The sequence below is a fragment of the Actinomadura litoris genome, from assembly GCF_009733595.1.
Lineage (GTDB): Bacteria > Actinomycetota > Actinomycetes > Streptosporangiales > Streptosporangiaceae > Spirillospora > Spirillospora litoris.
Genome location: NZ_WOFH01000010.1, coordinates 40,520 through 55,727 on the forward strand (window position 1 = coordinate 40,520; position 15,208 = coordinate 55,727).

Consider the following 15,208-nt stretch of genomic DNA (forward strand, 5'->3'; position numbering starts at 1 on the left):
CCCGGGCGCGTGCCCGCGGGTCGCGGTTGCGCGCAAGCCCGGTTGCGGGCTCCGGGGGAGTAAACGGCGTACGGCCCCCGGACGTTCCCTCTTGCCAAAGCTAATCCTCTTAGCTAGCCTGTTGGCTAACAAGCTTAGCCAGTTGCAAAAAGTCATTAGCCAAGGAGGCCGCCATGATCCGCCGCGTCGTCGTCACCGCCCTCACCGTCCCGGTCCTGGCCGCCGGCGGCCTGCTCGCCTGGGGCGAGCTGGCGCCGCACGAGGTCAGCAGCACCGTCGAGATCGCCGCGCCCGCCGACAAGGTCTACGGCATCCTCACCGACTTCGGCAGCTTCCCGGAGTGGAACCCGTTCATCGTCAAGGCCGAGGGCGAGCCGAGGAAGGGCGCGCGGCTCCGCAACGTGCTGCGCGACTCCGGCGGAAGCTCGATGACGTTCGAGCCGAAGGTCCTCGCCGCCGAGCCGGGCCGAGAGCTGCGCTGGATCGGGCGCCTGTGGGTGCCCGGGATCGTGGACGGGGAGCACTACTTCCGGATCGAGCCCGCCGGGCAGGGCCGCGTCCGCCTCACCCAGGGCGAGCGGTTCAGCGGCGCGCTCGTCCCGGTCGCGGGCGGCCAGCTCAAGATGGAGGACGAGTTCGCCGCCATGAACGCCGCCCTCAAGGCCCGCGCCGAAGCGTCCTGACGCGGGCGTCAGCGGGCGGGGCCGGGGCCGGCGAAGCCGTACTTGCCCAGCAGCTTCTGCGCCTCGGGCGTGCTCAGCCACGACACGAACGCGTTCGCCTCGTCCAGGTGGTGGCCGCCCCTGACGGCCGACGCCGGATAGGCCGCCGTGACGTTGAGGTTCGCCGGGATCGGGACGCTGCTCGCCGCCGCCCCCGCCGACCCCAGGTCGGTGATGTAGACGAGGCCGGCGTCGGCGTCCCCGGTGCGGATCCGGTCCAGTACCGCGCGGGCGCTGATCTCCTCCGACCTCCAACGCACGCTCACCCCGGCCCGCGCCAGGACCTGCCGGGCGTACCGTCCGACCGGGACGATCTCGGCCCCCGCCACGACCCGCAGCCCCGGTCGCGCGAGGTCGCGCACGTCGCGGATGCCGCGCGGGTTGCCGGGCGCGACCGCGATCGTCATCGAGTTGTGCGCGATGACCGGGCGGGGGCCGGTCAGGTAGCGGTCGGCCTTCCGCATGCTCGCCTCGTCCGCCGTCACCAGGACGTCGCCGGGGTCGTGATCGGACAGCCGGCCCGCCATCTCCTGCGACCCGCCGAACTCCAGCCTCACCTTCACGCCAGGGTTGGCCTGCGAATACGCCAGACCCATCTCCCCGAACGCCTCGGTCAGCGACGAGGCCGCGAGGACCCTCAGCGTCACCGGGCCCGACGAACCGCCGCAGCCCGCCGTGAGGCCGAGCAGCACGAGAACGGTGAGCAGCGCGGATGCTCGGGGGCGGCGCCGGCCGGGGGAGTCGGGCATATGGCCCGATCTTAGGGTCCCAGGGCATTCGCTCCCGTGATTCCGCCCTGGCGTGTCAGTGCCCCGCACTAGTGTTCCGGATAGCTGGAGATCACTTCCCCGGAGGCCCGACGATGTCGCTCGACCTGATGGAATCGCTGCCCGGCGACTGGCGGGAGCGGCTCGACCCGCTGCTCGACCCGATCGCCACCGCCGCCCTTGAGGCATTCGTGGCCGCCGAGTACGCCGAGCAGACCGTCTACCCCCCGCAGGCCGACCTGTTCAACGCGTTCAGGCACTGCGCGTACGAGAACACCCGCGTCCTGATCCTCGGGCAGGACCCCTACCACGGCCCCGGCCAGGCGCACGGGCTCAGCTTCAGCGTCCGCGAGGGCGTGCGGCTGCCCCCGTCGCTGCGCAACATCTACAAGGAGCTGGCCGCCGACCTGGAGATCCCGCCCGCGGGGTCCGGAGACCTCACCCGGTGGGCCGACCAGGGCGTCCTGCTGCTCAACGCGGTGCTGACCGTCCGCGCGGGCGACGCCGGGTCGCACGCCGGCAAGGGCTGGGAGGACTTCACCGACGCCGCGATCCGCGCCCTCAACGACAAGACCGACCGCGTCGTCTTCGTGCTCTGGGGCGCCTACGCGCGCAAGAAGGCCCGCCTCATCACCGGCCCCCAGCACACCGTGATCGAGTCGGCCCACCCGAGCCCGCTCAGCGCCAAGAAGTTCTTCGGCACGCGCCCCTTCAGCGCCGTGAACAAGGCCCTGGTGGACGCGGGCCGCTCCGAGATCGACTGGAACCTCGCCTAGGACACCCCGCAGCGACCTCAGCCGCCACGCGAGTGCGTAGCTGACCGGTGGGGCGAAGCCGAAGGCGAGCCCCACCGGGAAGATCGCGAAGCGATGCCGCACTCGCCAAAGGCGCGGTCACGGCCGCGAGCCGCCAGGCGAGCGGTTGGGGGCCGGGGCTTCGTGAGTACGGTCGCCAGGCGAGCGGTTGGGGGCCGGGGCTTCGTGAGTACGGTCGCCACGCGAGCGGTCGTGGGCCGGGGCTTTCATGAACACAACCGCATGATCACCCATGCGGGGGAGCCGGGCGGTTCCGGTTCCCCCGGCGGCGGGAGGCGGGGCGGCGGGCGTTCGGGTGAGCATGGCGGGCATGACCGTTTCAGCTCATCCGCTGCCGGGACGCGGCGCCGCCGGGGTCCCGGGCGCGGGGCCCGGACGTGTCCGCCTGGCGGTCTGCGTCGCGACCGTCGCCGCCTGCGTCCCCTACCTGACCATCAAGATCGCTTGGCTGTCCGGCAGCACGGTCGGCTGGAACGACGTCGACGCCGCGAAGGACTCCGCGCTCTACGTCGGCAACGCGATCACGATGGCCATGGACGCGGCGGCCGTGCTCGTCGCGCTGGCGTTCACGTTCCGGTGGGGGCTGCGGATCCCGGCGTGGGCCGTCCTGGCGCCGATCTGGATCGCGGCCGGGCTGCTCGCGCCGATCGTCGTGGCCGTCCCGCTGGGGTCGGCGTTGCAGACGCTCACCTCGTCGGAGTCCCTGACCGGGACCGACAACGGCCTCCAGGGCTGGGTCTACGCCGTCGTGTACTCGGGATTCACGGTGCAGGGCCTCGGGCTGCTGGCGGCGTTCGTCCTCTACGCGCGGACGCGGTGGCCCGGCGTCTTCACCAGCCGGACCAGGGACCTCCCCGAGGGCGCGACCCACGCGCTCCAGAGACTCCTCGCGTTCGGGGCGGCGGGGCTGGCGGCCGTCGTCGCGCTCGCCGACCTCTTCTGGGCCCTCGGCGGGACGGCCGGGCTCACCGCCGAGGAGATCCAGGACCGGACCGTCCTTCGACACGCGGTCGACGGCGTCTCAGGTCTGCTGACGGCCGCCGGGGCGGGCGCGCTGCTCCTGATCGTCCTGCGCGCCGGACGCCCCCGCGGGTTCGTGCCGCCGCTCGCCGCCGCGTGGGTGGGGTCGGGGGCGACGTTCGCCGGGTCCCTGTACGCCCTGCTGGTGATGCTCGGGCGCCCGGCGCACCTGGCGTCCGGCTTCACGGTCGCCGAGGCCATGACGGCGCTCGCCGGGGTGCTCGCGGGGCTCGTCATGGGCCTGACCGGCGCCGTCCTGCTCGTGGAGCGGGATGGTCAGATGGCGAGGCCGATCGCCAGCAGCACCCCGTAGGCGATCTGCAGCCGACCGGTCTCGCCCAGCACCGGGATCAGGGCGGGGCCGACCGCGCCGTTCAGCACCTTCTGCGTGGGCGGCACCGACAGCGGCGCCGCCAGCAGCGCGATCAGCACCCACGGGTGCGGGGCGGCCAGCCCGAGGACGATCATGAACGGCAGCGCGGTGCAGACCGCGTACATGATCCGCGTCCAGCGGTCGCCGACGACGACGGCCAGGGTCCGCTTGCCCGAGACGCGGTCGGTGGGGATGTCGCGCAGGTTGTTGGCGACCAGCAGCCCGCAGGCCAGCAGCCCGATCGGCACCGCCGCGACCCACGCCTCCCACGGCAGCCCCTCCACCTGGACGTAGGCCGTCCCGACGACGGCGACCAGGCCGAAGAACACGAACACCGAGATCTCGCCGAGCGCGCGGTAGCCGTAGGGGGTCTTGCCGCCGGTGTAGTACCAGGCCGCCAGGATCGCGAACGCGCCGATCAGCACCAGCCACCACGTCGTCACGGCGGCGAGGACGAGGCCCGCCACGCCCGCGACGGTGAAGGCGCCGAGCGCGGCGGCCAGCACCTGCCTGGGCGGCGCGACCTTGGACCCGACGAGCCGCAGCGGCCCGACGCGTTTCTCGTCGGTGCCGCGGATGCCGTCGCAGTAGTCGTTGGAGTAGTTCACGCCGATCTGCAGGACCAGGGCCACGACGGCGGCGAGCAGCGCGCGCCACCAGACGGCGTGGTCCGCGCCGACCGCGACCCCGGTGCCGACGACGACGGGGACGAGCGAGGTGGGCAGCGTGCGAGGCCGGGCGCCGGCGACCCACTGGGAGAGCGTTGCCAAAGTTATCCCGGGTTCTCGTGCGATGACAGGGGACTATCCCTTCGATTGTCCACGATCATGATCACTGCTCGGGCGCAGCCGCAGCGACATCGCGAGGCCGAGCGCCAGGATCGCGGCGGTGGCGAGCGCCCCGTGCCTGGTCGCCACCGCGAGGCTGGCGTCGGCGGCGTGCGCCTCGGCGCCCATACCCGGGGTGTCGTGCAGGTCACGTCCGTAGGTCCCGGCGCTGTCGCGCAGCTCGCGGGTGATGGCGGCCTGCCGCTCGGGCGGCAGCCCGGACCCGGCGAGCCGGTCGCTCATCGCGTGCCCGAGGCCGGTCGCGAACACCGTCCCGATCAGGGCGATGCCGAGCGCCGCGCCGACCTGGCGGGCGGTGGACTGGGTGCCGGACGCCTGCCCGGCCAGCGCGGGCGGCACGTCCGCCAGCGAGACGTTGGTGAGCTGCGCCGAGGTCAGGCCGAGGCCGAACCCGTACAGCAACATCCAGGGCGCGAGCCCGAACCCGGTGGTGGACGCCGACACGGTGAGGCCGAGCGCGAGGACGGCCGCGACCTCCAGCACCATGCCGATCTGCACGACCCGGTGCGCGCCGCGCCTGTTCGCGAGCCGGCCCGCGTACCCGCCCGACAGGAACGCGCCGACCGCCAGCGGCAGGATCGCCACGCTGATCTGGAGCGGGGACGTCCCGTGCACGCCGAGCAGGAACAGCGGCAGGATGAACAGCAGCCCCAGCTCGCCCACGCTGATCAGCGACGAGGCCAGGTTGCCGTGCCGGAAGTTCGCGATGCGGAACAGCGCCAGGTCGAGCATGACCGCGCGCCCCGCCGCCGCCCGCGCCCGCTCGACCACGACCAGCACCGCGACCAGCGCGATCCCGAGCGCGAGGACGATCGGGACCGGCGACAGACCGGTGCCCGGCCACTCGAACGCGCCGATCGACATCGGACGCGCCGCCGCCCACCAGCCGTAGGTCTGGCCCTCGATCAGCCCGAACACCAGCGCGCCGAGCCCGAGCGCCGACAGCAGCCCGCCGACCCAGTCGATCTCCCGCCATGCGCTCCCGGACCGGTCTCCTGCGGGGGGACGACCCCCCATGCCCCCCGGAACGGCGGGTTCCGCCCGCGTCTCGGGCATCAGGGCGAGAGCGCCCACCACGAGCGCGGCGCCGAGCGGCAGGTTGATCCCGAACGCCCAGCGCCAGCCGCCACCGGTGGCGACCGCGCCGCCCACCAGCGGGCCGAGCGCGGCCATGCCGCTGATCAGCGACCCCCAGATGCCGAACGCGATCGCGCGGTCGCGGCCGGTGAACATCGCGTTCACCGTGGACAGCGTCGCCGGAAGGATCATGGAAGCGCCGACGCCCTGCAGCGCCCGCGCGCCGACCAGCGTCCCGGCGCCGCCCGCGAGCGCCGCGAGCAGGCTCGCGACCGAGAACACCGCGACGCCGAGGACGAACATGCGGCGGCGCCCGAACAGGTCGCCCGCCCGCCCGAACGGGATCAGCAGCGCGGCGAACACCAGCGAGTAGACCGAGGTCACCCACTCCGCGCCGGTGGTCGTGAGGTCCAGCCCGGTGACGATCCGGGGGAGCAGGACGCCGACGATCGTGGCGTCGACCACGATCAGCGAGACGCCGAGGCTGATGACGACCATGCCGAGCCAGCGGCGGCGGCCGGCGCGCGACGGCCCCGCCGAGACATGCGGCGGCGGGCTCAGGGAGGTGGACTCGGGCACGACTTCAAAGATATGGCCGGACGCCCCGTGCCCTTCACCGACCCCTGCCGAACGCCCCGCCCCGCCTACAATTCGTCGGCGATGCCGGTGTGCAGGCGGATCTGCCGGACGGGCTCGCCCATGTCGAGCGTCCTGGCCGTCCCGTCGGGGGCCCAGCCCGCCGAGCCGAGGAACCCCCGCGTCACCGCGTCGTCCTCGAACGCCCAGGTGGTCAGCGTGCGGAAGCCGTCCTCGCGGAGCAGGTCCACGGAGGCGGCCAGCAGCCTGCTGCCGTGCCCGGCGCGGCCGTGCGTCGGGTCGACCAGCAGCGCGACGAGTTCGGCGTCCGCCGCCGGGTCGAGGTCGGCGTCCTCGGCGGGGGCGTGCGCGGCGAACCCGACCACCAGGTCGTTCGCCACCGCGACCAGCAGCCGGTGGCGCGGGGACGGGGGCGACACCGCCGCGTCCGCCCACCGCTCCCGCCAGGCCGCGAGCGCCTCGGGACCGGTCACCCTCGTGAGGACCTCCGGCGGGAGCAGGTCCCGGTAGCCGAGCCGCCAGGCGCGCACCTGGATGTCGGCGACGGCGGCGGCGTCCGCGCGCCGGGCGGGCCGCACGCCCACATCGGCCATGGCGTCACGTGTCCTCTCGTCCGGGATCACCGCTCACCCTAGGGGGACGCGTGAGGTCGCGCTCGCACCGGAGGTGGGTGACGACGTGCCCGCGCAGCTCCGTCTGCTCCCGCGCCGTCTCCGTCAGCCCCGCCCGCGCGTAGAAGCGCCGGGCCCGCGTGTTGGTGTCGAGCACCCACAGGACGAGCCGGTCGTACCCGGACGCGCGGCTCTCGTCCACCACCCGCTCCAGCAGGGCGCGGCCCACGCCGTCCGACCAGAACTCCGGCGCGACGTACAGCGAGTAGAGCTCGACGCGGGACGACGCGGAGGTGTCGCGCGGCCGCCGCTCGGGCCCGAAGGCCGCCATCCCCGCCGGGACGCCGTCGACCTCGGCCAGCAGCATCCGGCCGTGCGGGTTCGCCTCCGGCCACCGGCGCCGCCGCTCGACCTCGTCCGGGCCGGTGAGGTCGTCGATCACCCGCCCGGGGGAGCAGCCCCGCGTAGCCCGCCCGCCACGACGCGGCGCGGGCGGCCTCGATCGCCTCGGCGTCCTCCGCCCCCGCGAAACGGATCGTCAGCACGTCGCGAGGATACGGCTCAGCGCGCGGGCGCCGCGCCGGCCGGGGGGCGGCGCCGGGCGCGGTAGGCGCGGGTCTTGGTGCGGTTCCCGCAGGTCTTCATCGAGCACCAGGCGCGGGAGCGGTTCTTGGAGGTGTCGAGGAACGCCCAGCGGCAGGTGTCCTCCTCGCAGACCTTGAGCCGGGCCCAGGTCCCGGCGGCCGCCGCGTCCATGATCGCCGAGGCGACGCGGGCGAGGCCGGCGGCGGCCGCCGCGGCGCCGCCCGCCGGGACGAGCGCCGGGCGGGGCCCGTCGAGGACGACCCGCAGGGGGAGCTCGGCGAGCACGTCGTCGAGGTCGCAGACCTCCTCGTCCGTCGGCCCCCGGTGGGCGAGCATCGCGGCGCGCAGCCCCTCGCGCAGGGCGATCCCCATGGCGAGGTCGGCGTCGCCCGTCGCGGTGCCGGACGGGACGAGCCCGCGCTCGGTGAGCCAGCGCGCGAGGTCGGCGGGTGCGGCGAGCCCGTCGGTGCCGGAGTCGACGTCGAGCGTGTTGACGAAGTCCCGCAGCAGCAGCGCGGCGTCCTCACCGGGACCAGCGTCGGCCATCACCCCTCCTGCCTGTCACCGAGCACCCTACCCAACCCACAACACCGGCATTCCTGCTTTGGTGGTTGCAGCATGAGCGACACCAGCGTTACGGTTTAGCTGGTGTCAACGATGGGAGAGCGAATGAACGCCCTGCCCTACCTGGCGGACCTGGCGACGCGGCACGCGTGGGCGCGGCGGCAGTACGCGCGGCTGCACGCCGACCTCGTCGAGGCGCGCCTCGCCGCCCGCGCGGAGGCGCTGGAGCGCGCCGAGCGCAGGTCGAGGCGCGTCCACGACCTGATCGGACGGTGCCGGAGCCGCGGCGCCGGCCGCCCGCCGGAGCCGAGGCGATGAGTTCCGCTTCTGCGCGGCCCGCCGAGTCAGGGGGAGGTCAGCGCGGCAGGACGGAGGCCAGCCGCCGGACGCCCTCGGCCAGCTCCGCCTCCGAGGCCGCCGTGCCGTAGCTGATCCGCAGGTGAGGGGCCGGGGCCTCGGCGGGGAAGAACGGGCGCCCGGCGCTGACCAGGACGCCCGCGCGGAGCGCCGCCTCGGCCAGGTCCACGTCGTCCACTCCCTCGGGCAGCCGCAGCCACATGTGGAAGCCGCCCGCCGGACGGCTCGTCCGCACCTCCGGCAGGTCGCGCGCGATCGCGGCGAGGACGGCGTCGCGCCGCGACCGCAGCGCCGCGCGGACGGTGCGCAGGTGCCGGGGCCAGCCCGGCGAGCTGACCAGTTCGAGCAGGGTCTCCTGCAACGGCCGCGCGGGGAAGAACTCCTCGACGAGCTGCGTCGCGCGGATCCGCTCGGCGACCGGGCCGCGCGCGATCACCGCGGCGACCCGCAGGCTCGGCGCGGTGGCCTTGGTGAGCGAGGCGATGTGCACGACGCGGCCCTCGCCGTCCCGCGCGACCAGCGGCGGCGGGGGCGGGTCGATGCCGAGGTGCCGCGCGAAGTCGTCCTCGACCACGAACGCGCCCGCCGCCCGCGCCACCGCGAGCACCCGCTCGCGCCGCTCCGCCGACAGCACCGCCCCGGTCGGGTTGTGGAAGGCGGGCTGGCAGTACAGCACCCGCGCGCCGCTCATCGCGAACGCCTCGGCGAGCAGGTCGGGCCGCACGCCGCCCGCGTCCACCGGGACGGGCACCGGGTGCAGCCCGCTCGCCCGCGCCACCGCGAGCACGCCCAGGTAGGTCGGCGACTCCACCAGCACCGGCGCGCCGGGCGGCAGCAGCGCCCGCAGCACGGTCGTCAGCGACTGCTGCCCGCCGCTGGTGATCACCACGTCGGACGGCGCGACGCCGCCGCCGACCGTCCGGGCGAACCAGGCGCGCAGCTCGGGCAGGCCGCCGAGCGCGGGCATCTCCCACGCGTCCGGCCGCCGGGCCGCCCTGGCCGCCGCCGTCGCGAGCGCGCGGACCGGCTGGAGCGTCGGGTGCAGGTACCCACCGCTGAGCGCGGCCGTGCCCTCCGGCGCGGGCGTGAGCAGCCACGACACCCCGGAGGCGTCGACCGCCCGGTCGCCGAGCGTCACCGCCTGCCAGCCCGGGTCGGACGGCTCGGCGGGCGCCGGGCGGTCGGCGGCGAACGTGCCGCTCCCCGGGCGGGTGACGACCAGCCCCTCGGCGGCGAGCAGCCCCAGCGCCCGCGAGACCGTCACCGGGCTGACCCGGTGCCGCTCGACCAGCGACCGGCTCGACGGCAGCCGCTCCCCAGGATTCAGCCCGCGCACCTCCGCGCGCAGCCGATCCGCCAGGGAGAGCACGCTGCTATCGTGTTGCATGAGGAATCACGATAGCGCTACCGCCTCCACGCCGGTAGCGGCCGGCGGGCTGTGGCTCGCCTCGATCGGTGTCCTGATCTACTCCTTCACCTTCCCCGGCACCGAGTTCGGGCTGGAGGGGCTCGACCCCTACGTGATCGGCGTCGGCCGGTCCGCCGCCGCGGCCGGGCTCGCCGCGATCGCGCTCCTGGCGGTGCGCGCCCGGCGGCCCCGGCGCGACCAGCTCCCCGGGCTCGCGGTCGTCTGCGCCGGAGTGATCTTCGGGTTCCCGGTGCTGACCACGCTCGCGCTCGACCGGGGCGCCTCCTCCGGCCACTCCGCCGTCGTGATCGGGCTGCTGCCCGCCGCGACCGCCGTGCTCGCCGTCCTGCGCGCGGGGGAACGGCCCTCCCGCGCGTTCTGGCTCGCGAGCGGGGCGGGCGCCGCCTGCGTCACCGGCTTCGCGCTCGTGCGCGGCGCGGGCCGCCTCACGGTCGGCGACCTGCTGCTGTTCGCCGCGCTGCTGGCCGCCGCCGCCGGATACGCCGAGGGCGCGCGGCTCACCCGCGACATGCCCGGCTGGCGCGTGATCTCCTGGGCGCTGGTCCTGGCCGCGCCGGTCACCGTCCCGGTGACGGGCTGGCTGCTGGCCACCACCGGCCCGCACTGGACGGGGCGCGCCGCCCTCGGCTTCGGCTACGTGACCGCGTTCTCCGCCTACCTCGGCTTCTTCGCCTGGTACGAGGGCCTGGCGCGGGCCGGGATCGCCCGCGCCAGCCAGGTGCAGCTGACCCAGCCCGTCCTGACGCTGGTGTGGTCGGCCCTCCTGCTGGAGGAGTCGATCGACGCCACCACCGCGCTCGCCGCCGTCGGCGTCCTCGTGTGCGTGGCGCTGACCCAGCGGACGCGCGTCCGCCGGGACGCGCCGGCGGCGCGCGGCCGGGTCCGGTCAGTCCCGGACGATCTGTACCAGCAGCGTGACGACCCCGACGCCCACGCCGATCGGGACGGCGGCCCCGGGCGCGGCGGCGCACAGGGCGGCGGCGCCCACCGCGGCGATCAGGATCACCAGGGCGCGCGTGCTGAGCAGGGGTTTCGGTTCGGCCCGGTTCGGTCGTCCTCGCATGACGCTCGACCTCCATCCCGATGAAACGGGGTTCGGACCGGGCGGCTCACGCCTCGCAGCGGAGGGGCGCGGACCCTGCCGGGTCCGCGTCCGACGAACCGCCTGGTCACCACATCGTTCCGGCGGTGTCAACGGATCGCGCGCGCGACCCGCGATCCCGACCGAAACATGATCGTCCCGTGGCCGCCGCATGCCGTCCGCGCCCGAACCGCCCCACTGATCCGCGATCATGGCGGGATGCGGCGATCGGGTGGAACGTCCTGGCGGCGGCTGCTCCTGCGCTCCCTGCGCTGGACGGCCTGGGCGGCGGCCTACGCGCTGGGGCTCGCCGCGATCACCGTCAGCGGCGCCTTCGTGTGGTGGCAGCGGGAGCCGCGCGCGCCCGGCACGGAGGTGAACGCGCTGTGGGCGCGGCACCAGTGGGTGGGGGAGCCGCACACCGACGCCGAGTACCGCGCGTTCGCGGGTCTGCTCAAGCGCAACCGGATCACCGACGTGTACTTCCACGCCGGCCCCTTCGAGGCGGACGGGACCGTCCCCCCGGCCAAGTACCGCTACGCCAAGCAGCTCCTCGGGGCCGTGCGCGAGTACGCGCCGGGCGTCCGCGCGCAGGCGTACCTGGGCCAGATCCGGACGGTCGAGGGCCACGGGGTCACCGACCTCGACGACCCGGCCGTCCGCGCGCGGGTGCTGGGCAGCGACGCGGCGCTCCTCGACGCCGGGTTCGACGGCATCCACTACGACTTCGAGCCGATCTACCCCGACGACACCGCGTTCCTGGCGCTGATGGACGCCACGCGCGCCCTGACCCGGTCCCGGGGGCGGCTGCTGTCGGTCGCGCTGGAGCAGCCGACGCTGTTCGACGCGCTCCAGCCCGTCTACAAGGCGCTCGTGCCGCGGCACGGGCCGGTGCACTACCCGCCGCGTCCGACCAGGGAGTTCCTCCTCAGGATCGCCGACCGGGCGGACCAGGTCGCGATCATGACCTACGACGTGTCGCTGCCGACGAAGGCGCTGGCCGGATGGCACTTCGCCCGGCACACCCGCTGGACGCTGGAGCTGATCGGGGACCGCACGACGGTGTTCATGGGCGTCCCGACGTACCGGCCGCTGGTGCCGTGGGCGGAGGACCTCGCGGTCGCGCTCCGGGGCATCCGGCGCGGCGTGGACGACCTGGAGCGGCCGCCGAAACGCCCCTTCGGCGTGGGCGTCTACGCGGACTGGACGACCGACGACGCCGAGTGGGCGCGCTACCGCGCGGAATGGCCCGCCGGGACGGCCGCCGCCGGGGCCGCTCGCTGAACCACCCGCCGGGCACCCGATCGGGATGCCGCGGGCAACGCCAGGGCGAGCAGGGTCATGTTATCCAACCGAGTCCGGGAAGTGGCCGGACTGACCCCGTAACGTCGCGTTTGCGTGCAACGATGTGGTGATGGAGCCGCCGCCACGCGTACCCCCGAGCGTGTGGCGGCGGATCCTCCAGAAGCGCGGCCGGATCCCGGCCGCCGAGCCCGTTTTCGGCGGTGCGCGGGCGATGTCCCCCGCCCGGTTCCGGCCCGCGGGCGGCGGCCCGGGGCGCCAGGGCGGGATATTCCCTGACTAGGAGGGACCTGCGGGTCCACGCCGACCGGCCGGAACGGTACCGTTCGATGCATGGCACCCAGCACAACGACCGACGCGCCGTTCGGGCGGATGCTGACCGCGATGGTCACTCCGTTCCTGCCCGACGGCGGCGTCGACTACGACGGCGCCGCGCGCCTCGCGACCCATCTGGTCGACGAGCGGCGCCATGACGGCCTCGTCGTCAGCGGGACGACGGGCGAGTCGCCGACGACGAGCGACGAGGAGAAGTCCACCCTGCTGCGCGCGGTCATCGAGGCGGTCGGCGACCGCGCGGTGATCGTCGCCGGTGCCGGGACGAACCACACCGAGCACACGCTGAAACTCGCGCGGCAGGCCGAGGCCGCCGGCGCGCACGGCCTGCTGGTGGTCACGCCGTACTACAACAAGCCGCCGCAGGAGGGGCTCGTCCGCCACTTCACGGCGGTCGCCGACGCCACCGGCCTGCCCGCGATGCTCTACGACATCCCGGGCCGCACCGGGGTGCCGATCCACAACGAGACGCTGCTGCGGCTCGCCGAGCACCCCCGGATCCTCGCCGTCAAGGACGCCAAGGGCGACCTTTTCGGCGCCTCCCGGGTAATGGCCGAGACCGACCTCGTGTGGTACTCCGGCGACGACGTGCTCAACCTGCCGTGGCTGTCGGTCGGGGCGGCGGGCTTCGTCAGCGTGGTCGGGCATGTCGTCGGCACCGAGCTCCATGAGATGATCGACGCATACCGCGCCGGTGAGCACGGTCGGGCGCTGGACATCCACCGCCGGCTGCTGCCCGTGGTCACCGCGATCATGACACGCACGCAGGGCGCCATCGCCGTCAAGGCAGCGCTGAACCTGCTCGGCCTCCCCGGAGGCGGCCCGCTCCGCGCGCCGCTGGTGGAGGCCACGCCGGAGTTCGCGGCACGCCTGCGTGAGGACCTGACGACAGGGGGAGTAAAAGTGCCCGAAACGATCCCGGAGGTCGCCCGGTGAGCCATCCTCACCCGGAGCTCTCCGACCCGCCCGAACCGCCCGCGGACGGCCTGCGCATCGTCGCGCTCGGCGGCCTCGGTGAGATCGGCCGCAACATGACGGTGTACGAGTACGGCGGACGCCTGCTCGTCGTCGACTGCGGCGTGCTCTTCCCCGAGACCGAGCAGCCCGGGATCGACCTGATCCTGCCCGACTTCGACTACATCAGGGACCGGCTCGACGACATCGAGGCCGTCGTGCTGACCCACGGCCACGAGGACCACATCGGCGCCGTCCCCTACCTGCTGCGCGAGCGGCCCGACATCCCGCTCGTCGGGTCGCGGCTGACGCTGGCGCTGCTGGAGGCCAAGCTCACCGAGCACCGCATCCGGCCCGTCACGCGGGTGGTCGGCGAGGGCGACCGGAGCACCTTCGGCCCGTTCGACTGCGAGTTCCTCGCCGTCAACCACTCGATCCCCGACGCGCTCGCCCTCGCGGTCCGCACCGGGGCCGGGCTCGTGCTGCACACCGGCGACTTCAAGATGGACCAGCTCCCGCTGGACGGCCGGCTCACCGACCTGCCCGGGTTCGCCCGGCTCGGCGCCGAGGGCATCGACCTGCTCCTGTCGGACTCCACCAACGCCGAGGTGTCCGGCTTCGTGCCGAGCGAGCGCAACATCGGCCCCGTCGTGGACGAGGTGTTCCGCACCGCGCAGGAGCGGCTGATCGTCGCCTGCTTCGCCTCGCACGTCCACCGCGTCCAGCAGGTGCTGGACGCCGCCGTCGCCAACGGCCGCAAGGTGTGCTTCATCGGCCGCTCCATGGTCCGCAACATGGGCGTCGCGCGCGAGCTCGGCTACCTGAACGTGCCCGAGGGCATCATGGTCGAGCCGAAGGAGCTGGAGGACGTCCCCGCCGACCGCCTCGTCCTCGTGTGCACCGGCTCGCAGGGCGAGCCGATGTCGGCGCTGTCGCGGATGGCCAACCGCGACCACCAGCAGATCCGCATCACCGACCGCGACACCGTCATGCTGGCGTCCTCGCTGATCCCCGGCAACGAGAACGCGGTCAACCGGGTCATCAACGGGCTCACCCGGTGGGGCGCGCGGGTCGTGCACAAGGGCAACGCGCTGGTGCACGTGTCCGGGCACGCCTCGGCGGGCGAGCTGCTGTACGTGCTCAACATGACCAAGCCGGGCAACTTCATGCCGATCCACGGCGAGTGGCGGCACCTGCGGGCGCACGCCAAGCTCGCCGCGCTGACCGGCGTCCCCGACGAGAACATCGTCATCGCCGAGGACGGCGTCGTCGTCGACCTCGTCGAGGGGAAGGCGAGCATCGTCGGCGCGGTCCCCGCCGGGTACGTCTACGTCGACGGCCTGTCGGTCGGCGAGGTCACCGAGACCTCCCTGAAGGACCGGCGGATCCTCGGCGAGGAGGGCTTCGTCTCCATCGTGATCGGCATCGACTCCTCCTCCGGCAAGGTCGTCGCGGGTCCGGAGATCCACGCCCGCGGCGCCGGCATCGTCAACGAGGACTTCGACGAGGTCCTGGCGCGCATCGACCAGGTGCTGCGGGACGCGGCGGGCGACGGGGTCAACGACCTGCACCAGATCAGCCAGCTCGTCCGGCGCACGGTCGGCAAGTGGGTGAGCGACACCTACCGCCGCCGTCCCATGATCATCCCTGTGATCGTCGAGGTGTAGGACCGTTCCGGCCATCCGGGCATAGCGGAACGGTCCCAGCGGGCCGCACATATCGGAACGTTCCGATATGTGCGGCCTCGGCGTTCCCCGGGGCCACGACCGTCAC

The 15,208-nt window shown here is 74.2% G+C and carries 15 protein-coding genes; 8 read left to right on the plus strand and 7 right to left on the minus strand.

Annotated features, from left to right (window positions below; genetic code table 11):
- Nucleotides 1–173 precede the first annotated feature (173 nt).
- The gene (locus tag GNZ18_RS26185) at nucleotides 174–683 is read left to right on the plus strand and encodes an SRPBCC domain-containing protein (RefSeq protein WP_156219220.1); all 510 of its coding nucleotides are present in this window, start codon (nucleotides 174–176) and stop codon (nucleotides 681–683) included.
- Nucleotides 684–691: 8 nt separating this feature from the next.
- Here the strand turns inward: GNZ18_RS26185 and modA are convergent, their stop codons facing one another.
- Complete coding sequence (gene modA, locus GNZ18_RS26190) at nucleotides 692–1,471, minus strand: molybdate ABC transporter substrate-binding protein (protein WP_156219221.1); 780 nt, start codon at nucleotides 1,469–1,471, stop codon at nucleotides 692–694.
- Between the two features lie 113 nt (nucleotides 1,472–1,584).
- Here modA and GNZ18_RS26195 point away from each other — a divergent pair, with 113 nt between their 5' ends.
- Together GNZ18_RS26195 and GNZ18_RS26200 are read left to right on the plus strand one after the other, a co-directional pair.
- Nucleotides 1,585–2,265, plus strand: coding sequence for a uracil-DNA glycosylase (locus GNZ18_RS26195; protein ID WP_156219222.1), 681 nt, complete (start codon nucleotides 1,585–1,587; stop codon nucleotides 2,263–2,265).
- Nucleotides 2,266–2,614: 349 nt separating this feature from the next.
- Nucleotides 2,615–3,637 carry a hypothetical protein gene (locus GNZ18_RS26200; protein ID WP_156219223.1) on the plus strand — a complete coding sequence of 341 codons (1,023 nt, stop codon included), beginning with the start codon at nucleotides 2,615–2,617 and terminating at the stop codon, nucleotides 3,635–3,637.
- On the opposite strand, the gene GNZ18_RS26205 is transcribed toward GNZ18_RS26200, so the two are convergent.
- The 5 genes from GNZ18_RS26205 to GNZ18_RS26225 all read right to left on the minus strand — a co-directional run bounded on the left by GNZ18_RS26205 (nucleotide 3,601) and on the right by GNZ18_RS26225 (nucleotide 7,961).
- Nucleotides 3,601–4,467 carry a 1,4-dihydroxy-2-naphthoate polyprenyltransferase gene (locus GNZ18_RS26205; RefSeq protein WP_156219224.1) on the minus strand — a complete coding sequence of 289 codons (867 nt, stop codon included), beginning with the start codon at nucleotides 4,465–4,467 and terminating at the stop codon, nucleotides 3,601–3,603. The genes GNZ18_RS26200 and GNZ18_RS26205 overlap by 37 nt on opposite strands.
- Nucleotides 4,468–4,500: 33 nt before the next feature.
- On the minus strand, nucleotides 4,501–6,201 hold the full coding sequence (locus GNZ18_RS26210) for an MFS transporter (RefSeq protein WP_312874747.1): 1,701 nt from the start codon (nucleotides 6,199–6,201) through the stop codon (nucleotides 4,501–4,503).
- Nucleotides 6,202–6,266: 65 nt separating this feature from the next.
- Complete coding sequence (locus GNZ18_RS26215; protein ID WP_156219225.1) at nucleotides 6,267–6,812, minus strand: GNAT family N-acetyltransferase; 546 nt, start codon at nucleotides 6,810–6,812, stop codon at nucleotides 6,267–6,269.
- 4 nt (nucleotides 6,813–6,816) lie between these two features.
- Nucleotides 6,817–7,272, minus strand: a complete 456-nt coding sequence (locus tag GNZ18_RS26220) for a GNAT family N-acetyltransferase (RefSeq protein WP_156219226.1) — start codon at nucleotides 7,270–7,272, stop codon at nucleotides 6,817–6,819.
- A 119-nt stretch (nucleotides 7,273–7,391) separates the two neighbouring features.
- Nucleotides 7,392–7,961, minus strand: coding sequence for a CGNR zinc finger domain-containing protein (locus GNZ18_RS26225; RefSeq protein WP_156219227.1), 570 nt, complete (start codon nucleotides 7,959–7,961; stop codon nucleotides 7,392–7,394).
- 111 nt (nucleotides 7,962–8,072) lie between these two features.
- Here GNZ18_RS26225 and GNZ18_RS26230 point away from each other — a divergent pair, with 111 nt between their 5' ends.
- On the plus strand, nucleotides 8,073–8,297 hold the full coding sequence (locus GNZ18_RS26230; RefSeq protein ID WP_156219228.1) for a hypothetical protein: 225 nt from the start codon (nucleotides 8,073–8,075) through the stop codon (nucleotides 8,295–8,297).
- Nucleotides 8,298–8,334: 37 nt separating this feature from the next.
- Here GNZ18_RS26230 and GNZ18_RS26235 read toward each other — a convergent pair whose 3' ends face one another.
- Nucleotides 8,335–9,723 carry an aminotransferase-like domain-containing protein gene (locus tag GNZ18_RS26235; RefSeq protein WP_156219229.1) on the minus strand — a complete coding sequence of 463 codons (1,389 nt, stop codon included), beginning with the start codon at nucleotides 9,721–9,723 and terminating at the stop codon, nucleotides 8,335–8,337.
- Between GNZ18_RS26235 and GNZ18_RS26240 the strand changes: the two genes are divergently transcribed.
- The 4 genes from GNZ18_RS26240 (at nucleotide 9,722) to GNZ18_RS26255 (ending at nucleotide 15,102) form a co-directional block, all read left to right on the plus strand.
- Entirely contained in the window at nucleotides 9,722–10,852 is a 1,131-nt protein-coding gene (locus GNZ18_RS26240; RefSeq protein WP_156219230.1) for a DMT family transporter, read from the plus strand. The genes GNZ18_RS26235 and GNZ18_RS26240 overlap by 2 nt on opposite strands.
- A 213-nt stretch (nucleotides 10,853–11,065) precedes the next feature.
- On the plus strand, nucleotides 11,066–12,130 hold the full coding sequence (locus GNZ18_RS26245; RefSeq protein ID WP_246250456.1) for a glycoside hydrolase family 18 protein: 1,065 nt from the start codon (nucleotides 11,066–11,068) through the stop codon (nucleotides 12,128–12,130).
- 351 nt (nucleotides 12,131–12,481) lie between these two features.
- Nucleotides 12,482–13,417 (plus strand): 4-hydroxy-tetrahydrodipicolinate synthase, encoded by a 936-nt coding sequence (gene dapA, locus GNZ18_RS26250; RefSeq protein WP_156219231.1) that lies wholly within the window; start codon nucleotides 12,482–12,484, stop codon nucleotides 13,415–13,417.
- Nucleotides 13,414–15,102: a ribonuclease J gene (locus GNZ18_RS26255; RefSeq protein WP_214617546.1), complete on the plus strand. Its 1,689-nt coding sequence runs from the start codon at nucleotides 13,414–13,416 to the stop codon at nucleotides 15,100–15,102. Before dapA ends, GNZ18_RS26255 begins: the two co-directional genes overlap by 4 nt.
- Nucleotides 15,103–15,208 lie beyond the last annotated feature (106 nt).